Source organism: Paraburkholderia lebeckiae, assembly GCF_050436225.1.
Taxonomy (GTDB): domain Bacteria; phylum Pseudomonadota; class Gammaproteobacteria; order Burkholderiales; family Burkholderiaceae; genus Paraburkholderia; species Paraburkholderia tuberum.
The window spans coordinates 624,770-642,736 of the sequence record NZ_JBNDLU010000002.1 but is presented as its reverse complement, the minus strand read 5'-3'; the positions used below and the strand labels follow the sequence as shown (position 1 = coordinate 642,736).

Below are 17,967 nucleotides of genomic sequence, written 5' to 3'. Positions count from 1 at the left end.
TCATTGCTCATCAGGCTCCACATTCGACAGCGCATCGCCGAGCAACCCGCTCGCCTCGTCTCCCGGTAACGCCTCGACGTCGCGCAGCTTGCGGTTCATCATACGCGTGCGCGTTTCCGCGGCCTCGATCGAACGCGTGACGGTTTCGAGCTGCGCCTTGGTCTTCGCGAGCACGTCGCCGAATTTGCCGAACTCCGTCTTCACCGCGCCGAGTACCTGCCACACCTCGCTCGAACGCTTTTCGATCGCGAGCGTGCGGAAACCCATCTGCAGACTATTGAGCAACGCGGTCAGCGTGGTCGGCCCCGCAATCGTCACGCGATAGTCCCGCTGCAGCAGATCCGTGAGTCCCGGTCGGCGCAGCACTTCCGCATACAGGCCTTCGGTCGGCAGGAACAGCAGCGCGAAGTCGGTCGTATGCGGCGGCGCCACGTACTTCTCCGCGATCGTGCGCGCCTCCGCGCGAATTCGCACTTCGAGCGCGCGCGATGCTTCCTCGACCGCGACCGGATCGGCGCGCTCCTGCGCTTCGATCAGCCGCTCGTAGTCCTCGCGCGGGAATTTGGCGTCGATCGGCAGCCATACCGGCGTATTCGCGCCGCCGGGCTCCGGCCGCCCCGGCAGACGAACCGCGAACTCCACGCGATCGGCGCTCTTCGGCACCGTCGCGACGTTCTTCGCGTATTGATCGACGGTCAGCAGTTGTTCGAGCAAGGCTTCGAGCTGCACTTCGCCCCACGTGCCGCGCGTCTTCACGTTGGTCAGCACGCGCTTCAGATCGCCGACGCCGGCCGCCAGCGTCTGCATTTCACCGAGGCCGCGATGCACCTGTTCGAGCCGGTCGGACACGAGCTTGAACGATTCGCCGAGACGTTGCTCAAGCGTTGCGTGCAGTTTTTCGTCCACGGTGCGGCGCATTTCCTCGAGCCGCGTCGCGTTGTTCGCCTCGATGTCCTTCAGACGCTGCTCGATCGTCGCGCGCACTTCGGCGAAGCGCCGGTCGTTCGCCTCGGTTAGTTGCCCGAGTTGCAGGCTCAGCGTGTCGCCGAACTGCTTCAGCGAGCGGCCCTGCTCGTCGCGCGCCTGCTGCGCCTGCGCCTGCAGGCTGTGACGCACGGCGTCGAGCTGTTGCGCGAAGCCGTCGATCTTGCCGCCCTGCACCGTCGTCATGCTGCTGAACTGCGCGGCGAGCGTCTGCTGAAAATGCGCGAAGCCGCTGCTTTGCTCGGTGCGCGACACGCGCGCGGTCTCGGCGATGTCGTTGCGCAGTTGCCGCTCGAGCCGCTCGGCGGTATGCGCCTGCGCGTCGACGAGGGCATCGACGCGTTCGTTCTGCATCTCGAACTGTTCGCGCTGCTCCGTGCGGTCGTGACCGCGTAGCAGCAAGGCGAGTGCGATCACAAGGGCAACCGCCAGCACCGCGACGGCCGCCACCAGAATCATTGTCATGAACGCGCCTTGCCGATCACGTCGGGGTTGATCGGATTCGGCGGCTGACCGGCGCGCGGTCCCGCACCGAGGCCGGCGATCAGGTTGTCCGCGGCGAGATTCGCCATGGCGCGGCGGGTGGTTTCGGTCGCGCTCGCGATGTGCGGTGTCAGCACGACGTTCGGCACGTTCAGCAGCGCCGGGTGCAGCTGCGGCTCGCCTTCGAACACGTCCAGACCGGCCGCCGCGATGCGCCTGTCACGCAGCGCGTCGGCCAACGCCGCATCGTCGACGATGCCGCCGCGCGCGATGTTCGTGAGCGTTGCGCTCGGCTTCATCAGCGCCAGTTCGGCCGCGCCGACCGTGTGGTGGTTGCTTTTGTTGTACGGCAACACCAGCACGACGTGGTCGGCGCGCCGCAGCAGATCCTCTTTCGACACGTACTCCGCGTTCAGTTCGGCCTCGATTTGCGGCGCGACGCGCGAGCGATTGTGATAGATGACCCGCATGTTGAAGCCCTGCGCGCGCCGCGCGAGCGCCTGACCGATCCGGCCCATGCCGATCACGCCGAGCGTCGAACCGTATAGGTCGCTGCCGAGGAAGCCGTCGTAGCTCCACTTCTGCCAATGTCCGGCGCGCAGCCAGTGCTCCGATTCGGCGATGCGGCGCGCGGCGGCCATCATCAGCGCCCAGCCGAAATCGGCAGTCGATTCGTTCAGCACGTCCGGCGTGTTGGTGCCGAGCACGTTCGCCGCGTTGAACGCGGCCATGTCGAAGTTGTTGTAGCCGACCGCCATGTTCGACACGACGCGCAGACGCGGCGCCGCGGCGAGCACGCCCGCGTCGATCACCTCGCCGGCCGTCAGCGCGCCGTCCTTGTCCGCGAGACGGCACTTCAGATCGTCGGCGGGCAATACGTCGCCCTCATTCCAGTCGACGTCGAAGTACTGCTTGAGCCGGTCGATCACGTCGGGAAAGATCGAACGGGCAACGAGGATTTTCTGCATTGCAAGTCTCCGTATCGCACGTCGAGGGATTGTCTCTGCGTTGCAGAGTCAGCGTCCAAAAAAGAGCCAGCCGGTCAGCGCCAACAACGGCAGCAGCACCGCGCCGGACCAGCCCAGATACCCAAAAAAGCTCGGCATGCGCACGCCGCGCGATTGCGCGATTGCCTTCACCATGAAGTTCGGCGCGTTGCCGATGTAGGTGTTCGCGCCCATGAACACGGCACCGGCCGAAATCGCCGCGAGCGTGGTCGCGCCGGTGGTCATCAAGGTCTGCGCATCGCCGCCGGCCAGGTTGAAGAACACAAGGTAGGTCGGCGCGTTGTCGAGAAACGAAGATAGCAGGCCGGTCGCCCAGAAGTACATGATGTCGCGCGGCTCGCCTGAGGGATCATTGACCAGATGGACGATGCCCGCGAACGCGCCGGCTTCTCCCGCGCGCAGGATCATGATGACCGGCACGATAGTCACGAAGATGCCGGCGAACAGTTTGGCGACTTCCTCGATCGGCGCCCAGTTGAAGTCATTGCCCGCGCGGGCCGCGCGCGGTGTCCACGCGAGCGATAGCAGCGTGACGACGATCAGCGCGGCGTCGCGCACGATGTTTTGCAACGCGACGTGCGTGCCGAGCACGTCGAATGTGATTTGCGGGCGCCACAGTCCGCTCATCAACACGAGCGCAATCACCGCGGCGAGCAGCACGAAATTGATCTTGCCGTCGATGCCGAGCGGCGCGCCGTCGGGCGTCGGATCGAGGAAAGCCGAACGCGCTTCCTCGCGCTGGTGAAAGTAGTACGAGTCGAGTGCATAGAAAACGGCAAGCAGCAGGCCGCTCACGAACAGCATCGGGGGCGCGAGATGCGTAGTGGTCCAGAAGAAGCTCACGCCTTCGAGAAAACCGAGGAACAGCGGCGGGTCGCCGAGCGGCGACAGCGAGCCACCGACGTTCGCGACGAGGAAGATGAAGAACACGACCACGTGGGTCACGTGGCGGCGATTGTCGTTTGCGCGCAGCAACGGGCGGATCAGCAGCATCGCCGCGCCGGTCGTACCCATCACGCTCGCGAGCAAGGTGCCGAGCGCGAGAATCGCGGTGTTCAGACGCGGTGTGCCATGCAGATTGCCGCGCACGCAGATGCCGCCCGCGACGGTATAGAGCGCGGTCAGCAGAATGATGAACGGGATGTACTCGTCGAGCATGGCATGCGCGAGCGCGCCGAACGCCGCGCTCGCGCCAAAGCTCACGGCAAACGGCACGATGAACGCGAGCGCCCACGCCGCGGCGATCTTGCCGAAGTGGTGGTGCCAGAGGGCTGGCGCGATCAGCGGAACGATCGCGATCGACAGCAGCACGCCCGCGAAGGGCAAGCCCCACAACGCCGACAAGCGCGCGCCGTCGAGCGTCTCAGCCTGCGCGAACGGCGAGCACAGCGCAAGCACCGACGCAACGGCGAGCCACCGGCCCGCGCGGCCGGCCTGCGAATTCATGCCGATACAGGCCGCGCGACGGCTTGCAACCGCACGCACGACAGATACCGCGTGTATCGCGTATGCGCTGGCACGCCGCCGCGCCACGCGTTCAAGCATCCTGCACGACGATCGCATGCACCCGGTAGGGGCCGTGCGCGCCCAGCACGATGGTCTGCTCGATGTCGCCGGTGCGCGATGGTCCCGACACGAAATTGACCGCGCGCGGCAGTTCGCCGCGTTCCTTGCGGATCAGGTCGAACGCCTCTTCATGACCCGCGACGATGCGCGAGCCCGGCACGATCGCAATGTGCGTCTCCGGCAGCAGCCCGGCCGACGCATACGTCTCGGGACCGGACAGCAACACGAGCGTGCCGGTCTCCGCGGTCGCGCAGAAACAGCCGGTGAGACCGACCACGTCATTGTCTTGCGGTTTGCGAAATTCGACGGCGAGGCCGGCTGCGGCCCACGGCAGATCGCGCAGCGTTTGCCACGCGATGGCCTGCAACGGCAAACCGTGTTGCGTCAGATAGCGATGCGCGGCGGCGGGTACATCGGCGAAGGTTTGAACGGTGTCGACAGTACTCGCCATTTTCTGCGCTTCCTCGATGAAGCGCGCGCGCAAATCGGTGGGCATGTCCGGACGCGGACCGGCCGGATGACGCGCGAGATAGTCCGCCGCGGCTTCGCGCTCGGCGGCGCTCGGTTCGGGCTCGCGCCCTTGCGCGGCGCGGATGCGCGCCAGGATGTTGCGGCGGGCAATCGATGTGTCCATGGGCGAAATCCTCGTGTCGACGGCCGTGCGATATGGCGAGGATTATACCGGCCGCCCTCCGCGCGAACACCCTGGCCGAACGGCATATTGCCGCCAGTCGGTAGCGCGGCGACACTGTTCGCCGTGCCTCCCGAACGCGAGCAGATCATGATCAGGCGATGAACCGAAAAGCAGTCCGCGAAGCGCGCTACCTGGCCGCATCTTCTTCCGGCTGCGCGATGCCGAACACCTGGCGCAGATACGCGAGATACGCCTTGTCCTCGCACATGTTCTTGCCCGGCGAGTCCGACAATTTCGCGACCGGCTGACCGTTGCAACGAACCATCTTGATCACGATCTGCAGCGGGTTGTAGCCAAGGTCGTTGGTCAGATTGGTGCCCACGCCGAACGCGAGCTTGCAGCGGCCGCGGAAGCGCTCGTATAGCTGCAGCACCTTCGGGATGTCGAGCGCGTCGGAGAACACGAGGATCTTGGTGCGTGGGTCGCAACGATTCGCCTCGTAGTGTTTGAGCAGGCGCTCGCCCCAGTCGAATGGGTCGCCGGAATCGTGGCGAGCGCCGTCGAACAGCTTGCAAAAGTACATGTCGAAATCGCGCAGGAACGCCTGCATGCCGTACACGTCGGAGAGCGCGATCCCGAGGTCGCCGCGATATTCCTTCGCCCACATCTCGAAGCCGAAGATCTGCGAGTCGCGCAGCCGCGGACCGAGCGCCTGGCAAGCCTGCAGGTACTCGTGCGCCATCGTGCCGAGCGGTGTCAGGCTGTGCTTCATCGCGTAGAAGACATTGCTCGTGCCGGCGAACTGCTCGCCGAGACCGTCCTTCAGCGTGAGGGTCACTTCCTCGTGCCACTGCTTCGAGAAGCGGCGGCGCGTGCCGTAATCGGCGATCTTGCAGTCGGCGAACTCCGGACGAGCGCCGAGCAGTTGAATCTTGTCGAGCAGACGGCCACGGCCTACGTGATAGTCGGGCGTTTGCTGGGTGTTGCGGAAATAGACTTCGTTGACGATCGCGAGCACCGGAATTTCGAAGAGGATCGTATGCAGCCACGGCCCCTTGATGTCGATGTCGATTTCGCCATTGCCCTTCGGCGACGGCATGATCGAAATGTACTTCTCGTTCAGATGGAACAACGCGAGGAACTCGATGAAGTCGCCCTTGATAAAGCGCATGCGGCGCAGGTAGTCGAGTTCGTCGTCGGTGAAACGCAGTTCGCAGAGCTTGCGCACTTCGTCGCGAATCTCGTCGATGTACGGCACCAGATCGACATTCGGCGTGCGGCAGCGGAAGCGGTACTCCACGTTGGCGGCGGGGAAGTGATGCAACACCACCTGCATCATCGTGAACTTGTACAGATCGGTATCGAGCAGCGAAGTAATAATCATGATGGTACGAACTGGACCGCTGAAAAAACGAAAAGGGCTCACTGCACCCTTGCCACGGACGCGCTGAGCCGAGCGGCGCGCCAACCCGATGCATGTTACCCGAATGCGTCCGCATCCAGCGTGCCACCGGGCCTTCGCCGCCATTGCGCGGCCGCTCGCGGCACCCCATAAACTAATCACAAAAACATATAAGACTCGCGGCCCGATGCTTTATGCGTCTGTTGACGTTACGTTACAATAACTCTTTTGGCGTCCGCGCCCTCCCCGATTCCGCATGCAGGAGCTGCCTGAATGACTCACGTTGTGACCGAAAGCTGCATCAAGTGCCGCTATACCGACTGCGTCGATGTGTGCCCGGTGGACTGCTTTCGCGAAGGTCCCAACTTCCTCGCGATCGATCCCGATGAATGCATCGACTGCGCCGTGTGCGTGGCCGAGTGCCCGGTGAACGCCATCTATGCCGAAGAAGACGTGCCGGGCGACCAGCAGGACTTCGTTGCGCTGAACGCCGACCTGGCGAAAGCGTGGCCGAGCATCACGAAGACCAAGGCACCGCTGCCGGAAGCCGAGGAATTCAAGGATGTGAAGGAAAAGCTCGCGCTGCTCGCGCGCTGAGCGCGGCCGCCTGTCACCTGCCTTGGCCGTTCAGATTCAGTATCAGGATGAACGCCGACGTATTGACAGACGTTTCAGCTGCCTCTACAATTTCGCTTCTCTGCTGTTGTTGTTCTGTTCCTCGATAGCTCAGTCGGTAGAGCGCCGGACTGTTAATCCGTAGGTCCCTGGTTCGAGCCCAGGTCGAGGAGCCAAGAATTGCAAAAGCCCGTTAATCAGACGGGTTTTTTTATGTAGATCAAGTTGTACTGCTGTTCCTCGATAGCTCAGTCGGTAGAGCGCCGGACTGTTAATCCGTAGGTCCCTGGTTCGAGCCCAGGTCGAGGAGCCAAAATTTGAAAGGCCCGCATCCGTGCGGGCCTTTTTGTTTTTTGCGCCCTGATCGACAGTCTCACGCGCGCAGCGGGCCGTTATACGATGGCGGCTTCACGGCGCGCAAGTTTCATCCCGCTCTGGCGCCGGCCCACTCCAGACACTCAACCGGCACGCTCATGAAATCCACCTCGCTACGCATCGCGCTCGCGGCCATCGGCGCCCTGCTGCTTTCTTCGGCGCGCGGCGAAGAAATCGCCAGCGTCAATACGAATTTTCACGTTACCGGCTCCGACCGCGTGGTCGTGGAAGCCTATGACGATCCCATCGTGCAAGGCGTCACCTGCTACGTCTCGCGGGCGCGGACGGGCGGCGTCAAAGGCACGCTCGGCATTGCCGAAGATCCGACCGAGGCTTCGATCGCGTGCCGTCAGATCGGGGAGTTGCATTTCACCGGCCCCGTCAAGCAGAAGGACGACGTGTTCTCGGTCAGCATGTCGCTGATCTTCAAGTCGCTGCACGTGGTGCGCGTGGTCGACACGAAGCGCAACGCCCTGGTCTATCTGACCTACAGCGACCGCGTCGTCAGCGGCAGCGCGAAAAACAGCGTGAGCGCCGTGCCAATGCCTACTGGCACGACGATTCCGATCAAGTAAGGGCAAGTCAGGACAAGTACCGGCAATTGGCGGCACCAGCGGCACGCGGCGCGGCGCTGCGCACCCGCCGCCGTCCTCGACAACGACGCGTTAAACTGACCGGTCCAGCTAGGCTTTCGTCATGACCGCCACCCCTCGTTTCCGCGATTCCGCCCGCTACTGGCGCACGCCCCTACTGCCCGGCGCGGATCTGCTCACCGCCGAATATCACGATCACGAGTTCGCGCCGCATTGGCACGACGCCTACACGATCCCGGTGATCGTCGCAGGTGCGGAATGCTATCGATATAGCGGCGAGCACCATGTCGCCGAAGCGGGCAGCGTGCCGGTCATCAATCCGGGCGAGTTGCATACGGGGTCGAAGGCGGTCGAGGCGGGCTGGCGGTATCGCGTGATGTATGCGCCGGTCGAGTTCCTCTGCGCGCTGGCCGACGAAGTCGCCGGCAAGCCGCAGGCCCTACCGTGGTTCGCGCCCGGCGTGATCCGCGATTCCGATCTCGCGACGCGGCTCGCGCACGCCCACCGCCTGCTCGAAGCCGGCGACGACGCGCTCGCCGCCGAAGCCGCGATGCTCGACGCGCTGTCAACGTTGCTGGTCCGCTATGCGCGGACGCGCCCCGCCGCCGCGCGCGTCGCCACCGACGACACCCGCGTCGCACTGATGCAGGAGCGTCTGACCGGCGACCTCGTCGAACCGGTGACACTCGCCGAGGTCGCGAAGGCAGCGGGTCTGTCGCCGTTCCACGCGGCGCGGCTATTCACCCAATCGACCGGCCTGCCGCCCCACGCATGGCGCAATCAGGTGCGCCTGCAGCGCGCGCTCACGCCGTTGCGCGCCGGCGTCCCGGTGACCGACGTCGCCGCCGCGAGCGGCTTCACCGATCAGAGCCATTTCACGCGGCATTTCCGGCGCATGTTCGGCGTGCCGCCGGGCCAATGGCAAGGAACGCAGCGCGGTTCATAACGCGATGCGGCACCGCCGGCGCCTGCACCGCGCGCCTTGAGCGTGCCGCCGCAATCCGTCAGCTCGTCGTCAGCCATCCCCCGCTACACCGTAGCACCCCATCAGCAATCCGCCGCAAGATCGTACAAGTCCGAACGCCGGTCAGTCGCTATGCTTCCGAAATCAAGGAGGCTTAGATTGACCGATTCCACCCAAGGCCAGCCCACCCGGGGCGGCCATCTCAAAGAATTCGCCGCCGGCGCGCGCGACATCATCCCGATGATGGTCGGCGCCGCGCCGTTCGGCGTCATTTTCGGCACGCTCGTGACCTCCAGCCCGCTGCATCTGTGGCACGGCCAGTTGATGTCGCTCGTCGTTTTCGCGGGCTCCGCGCAGTTCATCGCGCTCGGGCTGATCGCCGGGCATGCGAGCTTCGCCGTGATCTGGGCGACCACGCTCGTCGTCAATCTGCGTCACGTGCTGTATAGCGCGACGCTCGCGCCGCACGTCGCGCATCTGCCGAGGCGCTGGCGTTTGGCGCTCGGCGCGCTGCTCACCGACGAAGTCTTCGCGGTGGCGTGGGAGCACTACCGGCATCGCGAGCCGGGAACGGTCGGCCCGTACTACTTCTTCGGCGCCGGCGTCGCGATGTATCTGAACTGGCAGCTATGGACCGTCGCCGGCCTGCTGTTCGGCGCGGCCTTCCCCGGCCTGCAGTCGCTCGGTCTCGACTTTGCGATGGTTGCGACGTTCATTGCGATCGTCGTGCCGCAACTGGTCGCGCTGCGCTATATCGCGGCGGCTGTCACCGCCGGCACGCTGGCGTTTTTCTGGCAGGCGTGGCCGTACAAGCTCGGCCTGCTCGGCGCGGTGTTCGCGGGAGTCGCGGTCGGCGTGCTGCTGTCGATGTCGCGTCTGAACCTGCGTGGCGCGCGCCGTCCCGTGGAGGCCACGCGATGAACTACGTCGTTCTGATCGTCGGCATGGCCGCGATTACGTGGTTGATCCGCGCGGCCGTGTTCGTGCTCGGCGACCGGCTCGTGTTCCCGCCGCTTCTGCGCACCGCGCTTAGCTTCGTGCCGGTCACCGTGCTGACCGCGATCATCGTCCCGATGGCCGTGTCGCCGCACGGAAATAACGCCGAGCTGAGCTGGCGCAATCCGCAGCTGGTCGGCGCGCTCGCCGCGATCGTCGTTAGCGCGCTGACGCGCCGGCCGCTGCTGACGATCGCAGTCGGTCTAAGCGTGTTCTTTATCTGGCAGTGCGTGGTGCTGAAGTAAGCGCGCCCTGTCTCTACGCTCATCGACTCATCAGCGGTCCGTCGACACCTCGCCGCGTCGCGGGCCGCACCACTCCCCTCCAAGCGACTCCCAGGCGGGCCAGGGCCCGAAGCTTCCCTCCAAAGCGCCCGCGCATCGCCGGGCCGCCCTCAAGTTTCCCGCCACTCCGCCGATATGCAGTCGAGGTCCGCTCATCGGGAGTCGTCCCGCTGGTTATGCGGCAACAGGCTGGAATCAAGCGCGTCGGCAACCGGCGTCGCGTCGCCTCGGTCCGCGAGCGGCCGGGCGATCTTGCGACGGCGCGCCGCGCGCGGCTGCATTAAACGGGATAACACATGGGTCAAATCACCCTGAAGCTCAAGGACGAGACCGTCGCGTCGCTGCGCAAGGACTTCGAGGCCTTTTTACGGGTCTCGCTGAAGCTCGATCCGCAGTTCGCGACGCCGTCGTTCGAGGATTTCTTACGCGCCAAGCTGCTCGACAACATGGTGCCGCTCACCGAGCACGCGGTACAGCGGATGCTGCAAGGCGGCCAGTACGCGTGGGCCAAACGCACGCTCGACAAGGAATTCCCGGACGTCGTGTCGATCCTGATGCGGCAGGCGGGCGAGTTCGGCTTCGGTTTCGCGGCGCGCTCGGAATGGACGCCCGAGGAACTCACCAAGCAATGCCGCGACTGGGCCGCCGCTATCGTCAAGGAAGCGGAAGGCGATGCGACGCTGGTCGATCCCCTCGCCTCGCAGATCAAGAGCACGGTGCAGGACATTCAGGCGCTCGAGGAAGTGATGCAGACGCCGGCATGGCGGCTCGTCGAGTCGCTGCGCCAGCGCGTCTACGAGGCGAAGGTCGCGTGCGAGACGAGCGTGGGCAGCACCGCGCGCGAGAAGCTCGGCGAACTGCGTGGGCTGTTGCGGCTAGGCATTTCGCACGGCACGTTTCAGAAGCAGGAAGCGCAGCAGATCATGGAGTATCTGCGGCTCTTGAAGCCGGAGATTTTCGTCGAGGAGCCGTACGACGTGTTCTCGCGGCTCGCGGCATGGCTGCGCAATTTCTTCGTGCCGGCGCCTCCAGTCGCGCAGCAACAGCAGCGGCAGTCGCGCTGAGCTTCCACTGACCCGCGCGGCGCACGTCCCTTAGTCGGATCAACGCGCCCCCTGTCCGCGCGTCGATCCCAACGCGCGGTGCTAGCCGCTCAATCCCACATCTTCCTGAGCTTCGCCGCGATCTCGATCTTCGCCTGCGCGGCCGCGGCGAGCCCTGCCGCGCTCGGCGCGCTCGCCACTGGAATGCGCGGCCATGCATAGGCGTCGAACAGCGACAGCATCGGTGTGGCGATGAAGCGCGTGCGCGACGCCCACACATGGCGGTCGCCCAGATGCGTCTGGTTGTGCACGTAAAAGCGCTGCGGCACGACGATGTGCAGGTCTTCCTTCGAGCGCGTCATCGCCACGTAAAGCAGGCGCCGCTCCTCGTCGATTTCCTCGTCGCTGCCGGTGCCGAGATCGGACGGAATGCAGCCGTCAACGCCGTTCAGCACGAACACATTGCGCCACTCCTGACCCTTCGCCGAATGGATCGTCGACAGGATCAGGTAGTCCTCGTCGATCAGTGGCACGCCGGATTCGTCGCTGGTCGCGTCGGGCGGATCGAGCGTCAACTCGGTCAGGAAGCGTTCTCGCGACGGATACGTACCCGCGATGCTTTCCATTTGCAGCAGGTCCGCGTGACGGATCGCGGCGTCCTCGTGGTTGCGCTCCAGATGCGGCTCGTACCAGCGCCGCACCATCTCGAACTCGGCGGGCCACGGCGTTTGCCGGCCGTACACGCTCGACATCAGCTTGACGAACGGGTGCCAGTCTTGCTGCGTGCGCGCGGGCGCCGCAAACGCGGCCAGCACACCGCCCGCGGTCGAGACCGGATCGCCGCCGTCCGCGCGCGCGACGATGTCGTCGAGCACCTTCGCCGCGGTGGCCGGGCCGACGCCCGGCAGCAGCTGCACGACGCGAAAGCCGGCGACGCGATCGCGCGGATTCTCGGCCCAGCGCAGCACCGCGAGCACGTCCTTCACATGCACCGAGTCGAGAAATTTGAGCCCGCCGAACTTGACGAATGGAATGTTGCGGCGCGTGAGCTCGATCTCGAGCGCGGCACTGTGATGCGCGGCGCGAAACAATACCGCCTGCGACTTCAGCTTCACGCCCTGCTCGCGCGCCTCGAGCACCTGCTCGACGACGTAGCGAGCTTGCGCGGCATCGTCGGCGACCGTGACGAGGCGCGGGCGCTGCGCCGACGCCTTGTCGGTCCACAGATTCTTGGTGTAGCGCTCGCTCGCGAGTTCGATCACCGCGTTCGACGCGGCGAGAATCGGCTCGGTCGAGCGATAGTTGCGCTCGAGCGTGACCTGCCTGGCGGGCGGCTCGAACTGCGTGGGGAAGTCGAGGATATTGCGCACCGTCGCGCCGCGAAACGAATAGATGGACTGCGCGTCGTCGCCGACCACGGTCAGGCCACGACCGTCCGGCTTCATGGCGAGCAGGATCGACGCCTGCAGGCGGTTGGTGTCCTGGTATTCGTCGACCAGAACATGATCGAAACGTGCCGACAGATCGGCCGCGATGCTGGGCTCGGCGGCCATGTGCGACCAGTAGAGCAGCAGATCGTCGTAGTCGAGCACGCTCTGCTTCTGTTTGGCGTCGACGTATGCGGCGAACAGCCGGCGCAGATCGTCCTCCCACTCGCGACACCACGGAAACGCGCGGTCCAATACCTGGCCGAGCGATGCGCCGGTGTTGACGACACGCGAGTAGATCGCGAAGCAGGTGCCCTTCGCCGGAAACCGCCGCTCCTTCGCGGACAGTCCAAGCTCGTGGCGCACGAGGTTCATCAGATCGGCGGAGTCTTCGCGGTCGTTGATCGTGAACGCGGGCGCGAGGCCGATCAGATCCGCGTATTCGCGCAACAGCCGCGCGCCGACACTATGGAAGGTACCCGCCCACGTGAGCCCTTGCGCGAGCGCGGCGCGTGCGCCGACGGTAGCGGCCGCGGCGCCCGCGATGCGGGTCACGCGGCGGGTCATTTCGAGCGCCGCGCGGCGCGAGAAGGTCAACAGCAGGATGCGCTGCGGATCGGCGCCCTTCACCACCAGATTGGCGACGCGGTGCGCGAGCGTGTTGGTCTTGCCGGAGCCGGCGCCCGCGATCACGAGCAGCGCGCCGGGCAGCGCGTCTGGCGTGTCGGTCCCGTATTCGACGGCTTCGCGTTGGGCATCGTTGAGCTTCGCTAGCCAGGCGGCGGTATCGAACGACGGAGCGGATTCGGCGACGGTGGACACTGATCGGTTTCGCGGTTGGATGGATTTTCAGGATGCGACGCATACTGTATATCCATACAACCTGATGCGACAAGCGCCCCTTTTTTCGGGCGCCTATCCACCGGTCTACGCCGCGCACTACTGTTTCTTCGCGTCCTTCAGGTCGGCAGTAGCGCTGGCCTTGTCGGCGTCGGCCTGCGCGTCGGCTTTGGTCTTGTCCGCTTTCGCCTGGGCGACCGCGGCTTTCTTGTCGGCCTTCGCCTGTTCTTTCGCGGCCTTTTTGTCCGCATGCGTGGGGGGCGCCGCGGCCGGGTCTGTCGTCTGCGCGAACACCGCCGACGACAGACAACCCGCCATCAGCACGGCGTAAATGCGGTTTCGGGTGGAACGGTTGATGTTCATCTCAAATCTCCCTGAAGTACCTCTTGCCAAGCGACAGACGCCCGCGGCGCGCGAGCCTCACAGACCCGCGCGGCGCGGCATCCAGCAGGGCTTAGTGCTTGACGTCCGCGCCGTCGCCCTGCGCCGCAGCCTGCCCTTCCATGTTCATCTTCATTTCGTTATTGGCGGTCTGTTTGTCCGCCTTCTGGTTCAGCTTCGCGCCGCGCATCTGCTTCTTGTACTGGTCCTTCGCGGCCTTCTGCTCCGCCTTCAATTCCGCTTTCGAGGACTTCCTGGCCGCGCGATACTCGGCGTTGGCCTTCGCGTCGGCGTCGCGCTTCTGCACGAGCGGGTCGGTGGAGCCCGAAGCCGTCAAACGGGCCGGCGGCGGCGCCTCGACGCCTTGCGCGGCAGGTGCGCCCGGGACTTGCTGCATGCCTTGCCTCGAAGGCGGCGCCTGCATGCGCTGGGCGCCAGCCGCGGACGGCGGCGCCATGTCGGCGGTGCCCTGGCTCCGGATCTGCGCCTGAGCGCCGATGCCTGCTGCCGGCTGCGCGGTCTGCGCGACGGCGGCCGTCGCGGCAAAAGCAGTGAGGGCGGTACCGATCAGGAGCGAACGAATCTGGGTCATGGCTATCCTCTCTGGAGTTGTTGTGACACGGGCGGACTCGCTCGCGTCGTGATGACGGAACGTCGCGCGCGCCTCGTTCGAACTGTGCGTCGCTGGATGGGTGGCCGGGGAGCGATCCCGGAAGCCAGCGGGCTTTGCTGCTGAATTGCACTCTAGGAGTGAAATCCGTCCGGTGCGACCAGCGTTACGGAACGTTTCACTTTCCGACAACTGAATAACATCTACTTTCATTTGCTTGCGCGAAGGGCTCGCTGGATGGCCGCGCCGCCGCTCCGTGTGCGCTTGCCTTATGATGCGAACCCCAACGCGACCCCCGCCCAAAGGTGCAAACGCCATGCCAAACCTCAATTTCACGCTGACCGGCGAATATGTCGAACTCCACAATCTGCTGAAGATCACGGGTCTCGCGGATAGCGGCGGCTCCGCGAAAATGATGGTTGCCGACGGCGCCGTCATGGTCGATGGCCGGGTCGAGACACGTAAGACCTGCAAGATCCGCGCGGGCCAGGTCGTGCTGCTCGGCGATACGCGAATCGCGGTCCACGAAGGCTGACGGCAGTCCGGAAATTCGCAGAACGGCACGCACCAGAATTGTGCGTCGTCCATCGACAGCGGCCGGAGGAGGCAATAAGCTGTCTGTTTCGACAGGTAAACGACGGACCGCGCCACAGGCGAGAAGTGGCTGACCGGCTTGCCGCTGCGTTGCGGTTTTCCCGCCCGCTGCCCTATCGCTGCAACGCCCGTCGGAGCGCGCGCCGAGATGCAATGCGGCGCCGTTTGAGCCCGCCTTTCGCTGTTACCACCGCTGTTGCCACTTTTCGCCGTCAGGCATTCGATGACTCAACCCAGCTTCGCCCGCGCCGCCAGCCGGCCGCCGACCCTATCCCGCCACGCGGCCGACACCGCGCGGCTCGCCGCGCCGCTCGCGATCGCGCAACTGTCGCAAATGGCGATGAGCGTCACCGACACGATCCTGCTCGGCTCGCTCGGCCCCGATGCGCTCGCCGCCGGCGGCCTCGGCGCGAACCTCTTTTTCGTCGTCGTCACGCTGCTGCAGGGCGTGCTGACCTCGGTCAGCGTCAGCGTCGCGCACGCGCGCGGCGCGCAGGACGACGGCCGGGTGCCGCATATTTACTGGACCGGTTTCGTGCTGTCGGTGCTGCTGTCGGTGCCGGCGTTCATCCTGCTGTCGTTCGCGTCGAGGATCCTGCTCGCGGTCGGCGAGCCGGGCCTGCTCGCGCACAACATCGGCCGATACGCGGCGGTGTTGCGCTGGGGCGCACCCGCGAGCCTGATCGGCGTCGGCCTGATGCGCTCGTTTCTGCCGGCGATCGGCGCGGCACGGCGCCTGTTGTGGGTGTCGATCGCGAGCGTCGGCGTGAACGGCTTCCTGAACTACGGGCTCATCCACGGCGCGTACGGGCTGCCGCGGCTGGGTTTTCTCGGCTCGGCGGCCGCGACCACGATCACCGTGTGGCTGACCGCGCTCGTGCTGATGGCGCTGCTGCATCTGCGGCCGCGCTTCCGCCATTTCGTCGTCGCGACGCGGCCGAAGCTGCCGTTGATGGGCGAATTGTTCGGCATCGGCTGGCCGGTCGCGATCACCTACGGCGTCGAGTCGACGCTGTTCCTCGCCACTGGTCTGATGGTTGGCCTGCTCGGCGAATCGCAACTGGCCGCGCATCAGATCGCGCTGAACGTCGCATCGGTCGCGTTTATGGTGCCGCTGTCGATCGGCCAGGCGGCCAACGTGCGGGTAGGCTACTGGGCCGGCGCCGGTCAGCCGCTCGCCGCGCGCCACGCGGGCTTCGTCGCGCTCGCGCTCGGCGTCGGCTTCATGTCGATGTCGGGCCTCGTGCTGATCACCGCGCCGCATTGGATCGTCGGCCTGTATCTGCATCTGGACGACCCGGCGAATGCGCCGACCATCGCGCTCGCCAGTTCGCTGCTCGGCGTGGCGGCGATTTTCCAGATCGTCGACGGGATGCAGGCGGTGGGCTCCGGCTGTCTGCGCGGGCTGAAGGACACGCGCGTACCGATGATCGCCGCCGCGTTCGGTTACTGGGTGATCGGTTTTCCGACCGGCTATCTGCTCGCGTTCCACGCCGGCCTCGGCGCGCGCGGCTTGTGGTGGGGGCTCGCCGCAGGCCTCGCGAGCGTCGCGCTGCTGATGACGCTGCGTTTTCACAGGCTGAGCCGGCGGCAGGCGCCGACGGCCGCAACGGCCACGCCGCCCGCGCGCTCGGTTTGAGCGAAGTAGTGGCAAGCCCCACTCCTGAAGCACTCCCTGCAAAAGGTAAAATGGCCGTCACGGCTCGTGAGCGCTATCCCGCGCTCACGCGCCACGAACCGCACGACGGCGCGCCTCACGAAGGCAGGCGCCGGACTGGCATCGCGCGCGCACTCACCATTGCCCGCGTCGCGTGCGGCTTCAATTGGCCGGCCGTCTTTGCCGCGCTTTCGCCACGGCACTTGCCGTAGCCGCTTCACCCGCTTTGGCGCGGCGAACGCCGCAACGCCAGCCGACACCCGGCCGGGCCGCAGCCCCGCTTTCCCGCGATACAACATAACCAAGGACCACCCGTCATGCTTGCCCGCGTCACCCGCCTGTTCCCGCTCTGGGCCGTGCTCGTCTCGGTCGCCGCGTACTTCTCGCCGGCCTCGTTTTCCGGCGTCGCGCCGCACGTCACCACGCTCCTCACAATCATCATGCTGGCGATGGGCGTCACGCTGTCGGCCGGCGATTTCCTGCGCGTGTTCACGCGTCCCGCGCCGGTGATCGCCGGCATCGTGCTGCACTACCTCGTGATGCCGCTCGCCGCATGGGTCATCGCCAAGACGCTGCGCATGCCGCCCGACCTGACCGCCGGCATGGTGCTGGTCGGCAGCGTCGCGAGCGGCACCGCGTCGAACGTGATGATTTATCTCGCGCGCGGCGACGTCGCGCTGTCGGTGACGATCAGCGCGCTGTCGACGCTCGTCGGCGTGTTCGCGACCCCGCTGCTCACGCGCCTTTACGTCGACGCGTCGATCGTCGTCGACGTGCACGGCATGTTGATGAGCATCCTGCAGATAGTCGCGCTGCCGATCGTCGTCGGTCTCGTCGTCAATCATCTGTTCGGCAAGCTCGTGCGCAAGATCGAACCGATCCTGCCGCTCGTGTCGATGGTCGCGATCGTGCTGATCATCGGCGCGGTGGTGGGCGGCACGCAGAAGAGCATCGCGTCGGTGGGCCTCGTCGTGATGGTCGGCGTCATCCTGCACAACGGCATCGGCCTGCTCGGCGGCTACTGGGGCGGCCGTCTGCTCGGTTTCGACGAAGCCGTCTGCCGTACGCTCGCGATCGAAGTGGGCATGCAGAACTCCGGTCTCGCCGCGACGCTCGGCAAGCTCTACTTCGCGCCCCTCGCCGCGCTGCCGGGTGCGCTGTTCTCGGTCTGGCACAACCTGTCGGGCTCGCTGCTCGCGGGAGTGTGGGCGGGTCGCCCGGCGAAAGGCTCGACCCATCCCGATGGCGAGCGCGCGCTGCACGCCGAGCGCGTCTGATAGAGCATCCGCGCGCCGCGGTTGGCATCAGTTGATGGATCACCCAATCGCGGCGCCCTCCCGACCGACGCGCGGCACTCTGCTGCGTTTGCAGACGAACGACGAACACGCGCCCCAATTCCCTTAGAATGGTTTTCTCGACAGCGTGCGCAGGCCTTCGCTGTCGCCACGCGAAAGCTTGCAAAACAAGGGGAAAAACAGCGTGCAGGGCCAATTCGAACAACATCGGCGGGCC

The 17,967-nt window shown here is 65.7% G+C and carries 17 protein-coding genes and 2 tRNA genes; 11 read left to right on the top strand and 8 right to left on the bottom strand.

Annotated elements, in window-relative coordinates:
• The 5 genes from OKW45_RS17710 to pncB all read right to left on the bottom strand — a co-directional run bounded on the left by OKW45_RS17710 (position 1) and on the right by pncB (position 6,058).
• Positions 1 to 1,449 (bottom strand): DNA recombination protein RmuC, encoded by a 1,449-nt coding sequence (locus tag OKW45_RS17710; protein ID WP_429470165.1) that lies wholly within the window; start codon positions 1,447 to 1,449, stop codon positions 1 to 3.
• The gene (locus tag OKW45_RS17705) at positions 1,446 to 2,435 is read right to left on the bottom strand and encodes a 2-hydroxyacid dehydrogenase (RefSeq protein WP_429470163.1); all 990 of its coding nucleotides are present in this window, start codon (positions 2,433 to 2,435) and stop codon (positions 1,446 to 1,448) included. Before OKW45_RS17705 ends, OKW45_RS17710 begins: the two co-directional genes overlap by 4 nt.
• A 48-nt stretch (positions 2,436 to 2,483) precedes the next feature.
• Positions 2,484 to 3,920 (bottom strand): sodium:proton antiporter, encoded by a 1,437-nt coding sequence (locus tag OKW45_RS17700; RefSeq protein ID WP_429470161.1) that lies wholly within the window; start codon positions 3,918 to 3,920, stop codon positions 2,484 to 2,486.
• 91 nt (positions 3,921 to 4,011) lie between these two features.
• On the bottom strand, positions 4,012 to 4,674 hold the full coding sequence (locus OKW45_RS17695) for a LutC/YkgG family protein (RefSeq protein ID WP_018421304.1): 663 nt from the start codon (positions 4,672 to 4,674) through the stop codon (positions 4,012 to 4,014).
• Between the two features lie 187 nt (positions 4,675 to 4,861).
• On the bottom strand, positions 4,862 to 6,058 hold the full coding sequence (gene pncB / locus OKW45_RS17690) for a nicotinate phosphoribosyltransferase (RefSeq protein WP_429470160.1): 1,197 nt from the start codon (positions 6,056 to 6,058) through the stop codon (positions 4,862 to 4,864).
• A 291-nt stretch (positions 6,059 to 6,349) separates the two neighbouring features.
• Here pncB and fdxA point away from each other — a divergent pair, with 291 nt between their 5' ends.
• The 8 genes from fdxA (at position 6,350) to OKW45_RS17650 (ending at position 10,967) form a co-directional block, all read left to right on the top strand.
• Entirely contained in the window at positions 6,350 to 6,673 is a 324-nt protein-coding gene (fdxA, locus tag OKW45_RS17685) for a ferredoxin FdxA (protein ID WP_018421306.1), read from the top strand.
• Between the two features lie 118 nt (positions 6,674 to 6,791).
• Positions 6,792 to 6,867: transfer RNA gene (locus OKW45_RS17680), tRNA-Asn, on the top strand.
• Between the two features lie 61 nt (positions 6,868 to 6,928).
• Positions 6,929 to 7,004 (top strand) — tRNA-Asn (locus OKW45_RS17675).
• Positions 7,005 to 7,164: 160 nt separating this feature from the next.
• Positions 7,165 to 7,641, top strand: a complete 477-nt coding sequence (locus OKW45_RS17670; RefSeq protein ID WP_429470158.1) for a CreA family protein — start codon at positions 7,165 to 7,167, stop codon at positions 7,639 to 7,641.
• A gap of 121 nt (positions 7,642 to 7,762) precedes the next feature.
• Complete coding sequence (locus OKW45_RS17665) at positions 7,763 to 8,605, top strand: helix-turn-helix transcriptional regulator (protein ID WP_429470156.1); 843 nt, start codon at positions 7,763 to 7,765, stop codon at positions 8,603 to 8,605.
• Between the two features lie 177 nt (positions 8,606 to 8,782).
• Positions 8,783 to 9,544, top strand: a complete 762-nt coding sequence (locus OKW45_RS17660) for an AzlC family ABC transporter permease (protein ID WP_018421309.1) — start codon at positions 8,783 to 8,785, stop codon at positions 9,542 to 9,544.
• Positions 9,541 to 9,864 (top strand): AzlD domain-containing protein, encoded by a 324-nt coding sequence (locus OKW45_RS17655; RefSeq protein WP_429470154.1) that lies wholly within the window; start codon positions 9,541 to 9,543, stop codon positions 9,862 to 9,864. Before OKW45_RS17660 ends, OKW45_RS17655 begins: the two co-directional genes overlap by 4 nt.
• Before the next feature lie 335 nt (positions 9,865 to 10,199).
• Positions 10,200 to 10,967: a DUF4088 family protein gene (locus tag OKW45_RS17650; RefSeq protein ID WP_018421311.1), complete on the top strand. Its 768-nt coding sequence runs from the start codon at positions 10,200 to 10,202 to the stop codon at positions 10,965 to 10,967.
• A gap of 89 nt (positions 10,968 to 11,056) precedes the next feature.
• Here the strand turns inward: OKW45_RS17650 and OKW45_RS17645 are convergent, their stop codons facing one another.
• From OKW45_RS17645 to OKW45_RS17635, 3 genes are all read right to left on the bottom strand, one after another.
• Positions 11,057 to 13,195 carry an ATP-dependent helicase gene (locus tag OKW45_RS17645; RefSeq protein WP_429470152.1) on the bottom strand — a complete coding sequence of 713 codons (2,139 nt, stop codon included), beginning with the start codon at positions 13,193 to 13,195 and terminating at the stop codon, positions 11,057 to 11,059.
• A gap of 117 nt (positions 13,196 to 13,312) precedes the next feature.
• Positions 13,313 to 13,576: a hypothetical protein gene (locus tag OKW45_RS17640; protein WP_429470150.1), complete on the bottom strand. Its 264-nt coding sequence runs from the start codon at positions 13,574 to 13,576 to the stop codon at positions 13,313 to 13,315.
• Positions 13,577 to 13,667: 91 nt separating this feature from the next.
• Entirely contained in the window at positions 13,668 to 14,186 is a 519-nt protein-coding gene (locus OKW45_RS17635; RefSeq protein ID WP_429470148.1) for a hypothetical protein, read from the bottom strand.
• 334 nt (positions 14,187 to 14,520) lie between these two features.
• Here OKW45_RS17635 and OKW45_RS17630 point away from each other — a divergent pair, with 334 nt between their 5' ends.
• The 3 genes from OKW45_RS17630 to panS all read left to right on the top strand — a co-directional run bounded on the left by OKW45_RS17630 (position 14,521) and on the right by panS (position 17,732).
• Complete coding sequence (locus OKW45_RS17630; RefSeq protein WP_013090085.1) at positions 14,521 to 14,739, top strand: RNA-binding S4 domain-containing protein; 219 nt, start codon at positions 14,521 to 14,523, stop codon at positions 14,737 to 14,739.
• Positions 14,740 to 15,021: 282 nt separating this feature from the next.
• A complete protein-coding gene (locus OKW45_RS17625) occupies positions 15,022 to 16,437 on the top strand; it encodes an MATE family efflux transporter (protein WP_018421315.1) in 1,416 nt (471 codons plus the stop codon).
• Between the two features lie 335 nt (positions 16,438 to 16,772).
• On the top strand, positions 16,773 to 17,732 hold the full coding sequence (panS, locus tag OKW45_RS17620; protein ID WP_429470147.1) for a ketopantoate/pantoate/pantothenate transporter PanS: 960 nt from the start codon (positions 16,773 to 16,775) through the stop codon (positions 17,730 to 17,732).
• The last annotated feature ends 235 nt before the right edge of the window (positions 17,733 to 17,967 follow it).

What these genes read in the sequence shown, in the direction of transcription:
- OKW45_RS17625 (WP_018421315.1), top strand. Translation starts at nt 15,022, where the DNA reads ATGACTCAACCCAGCTTCGCCCGCGCCGCCAGCCGGCCGCCGACCCTA.
- OKW45_RS17700 (WP_429470161.1), bottom strand. Translation starts at nt 3,920, where the DNA reads ATGAATTCGCAGGCCGGCCGCGCGGGCCGGTGGCTCGCCGTTGCGTCG.
- panS (WP_429470147.1), top strand. Translation starts at nt 16,773, where the DNA reads ATGCTTGCCCGCGTCACCCGCCTGTTCCCGCTCTGGGCCGTGCTCGTC.
- OKW45_RS17655 (WP_429470154.1), top strand. Translation starts at nt 9,541, where the DNA reads ATGAACTACGTCGTTCTGATCGTCGGCATGGCCGCGATTACGTGGTTG.
- OKW45_RS17705 (WP_429470163.1), bottom strand. Translation starts at nt 2,435, where the DNA reads ATGCAGAAAATCCTCGTTGCCCGTTCGATCTTTCCCGACGTGATCGAC.
- OKW45_RS17710 (WP_429470165.1), bottom strand. Translation starts at nt 1,449, where the DNA reads ATGACAATGATTCTGGTGGCGGCCGTCGCGGTGCTGGCGGTTGCCCTT.
- OKW45_RS17695 (WP_018421304.1), bottom strand. Translation starts at nt 4,674, where the DNA reads ATGGACACATCGATTGCCCGCCGCAACATCCTGGCGCGCATCCGCGCC.
- OKW45_RS17665 (WP_429470156.1), top strand. Translation starts at nt 7,763, where the DNA reads ATGACCGCCACCCCTCGTTTCCGCGATTCCGCCCGCTACTGGCGCACG.
- OKW45_RS17650 (WP_018421311.1), top strand. Translation starts at nt 10,200, where the DNA reads ATGGGTCAAATCACCCTGAAGCTCAAGGACGAGACCGTCGCGTCGCTG.
- pncB (WP_429470160.1), bottom strand. Translation starts at nt 6,058, where the DNA reads ATGATTATTACTTCGCTGCTCGATACCGATCTGTACAAGTTCACGATG.
- fdxA (WP_018421306.1), top strand. Translation starts at nt 6,350, where the DNA reads ATGACTCACGTTGTGACCGAAAGCTGCATCAAGTGCCGCTATACCGAC.
- OKW45_RS17635 (WP_429470148.1), bottom strand. Translation starts at nt 14,186, where the DNA reads ATGACCCAGATTCGTTCGCTCCTGATCGGTACCGCCCTCACTGCTTTT.
- OKW45_RS17640 (WP_429470150.1), bottom strand. Translation starts at nt 13,576, where the DNA reads ATGAACATCAACCGTTCCACCCGAAACCGCATTTACGCCGTGCTGATG.
- OKW45_RS17670 (WP_429470158.1), top strand. Translation starts at nt 7,165, where the DNA reads ATGAAATCCACCTCGCTACGCATCGCGCTCGCGGCCATCGGCGCCCTG.
- OKW45_RS17630 (WP_013090085.1), top strand. Translation starts at nt 14,521, where the DNA reads ATGCCAAACCTCAATTTCACGCTGACCGGCGAATATGTCGAACTCCAC.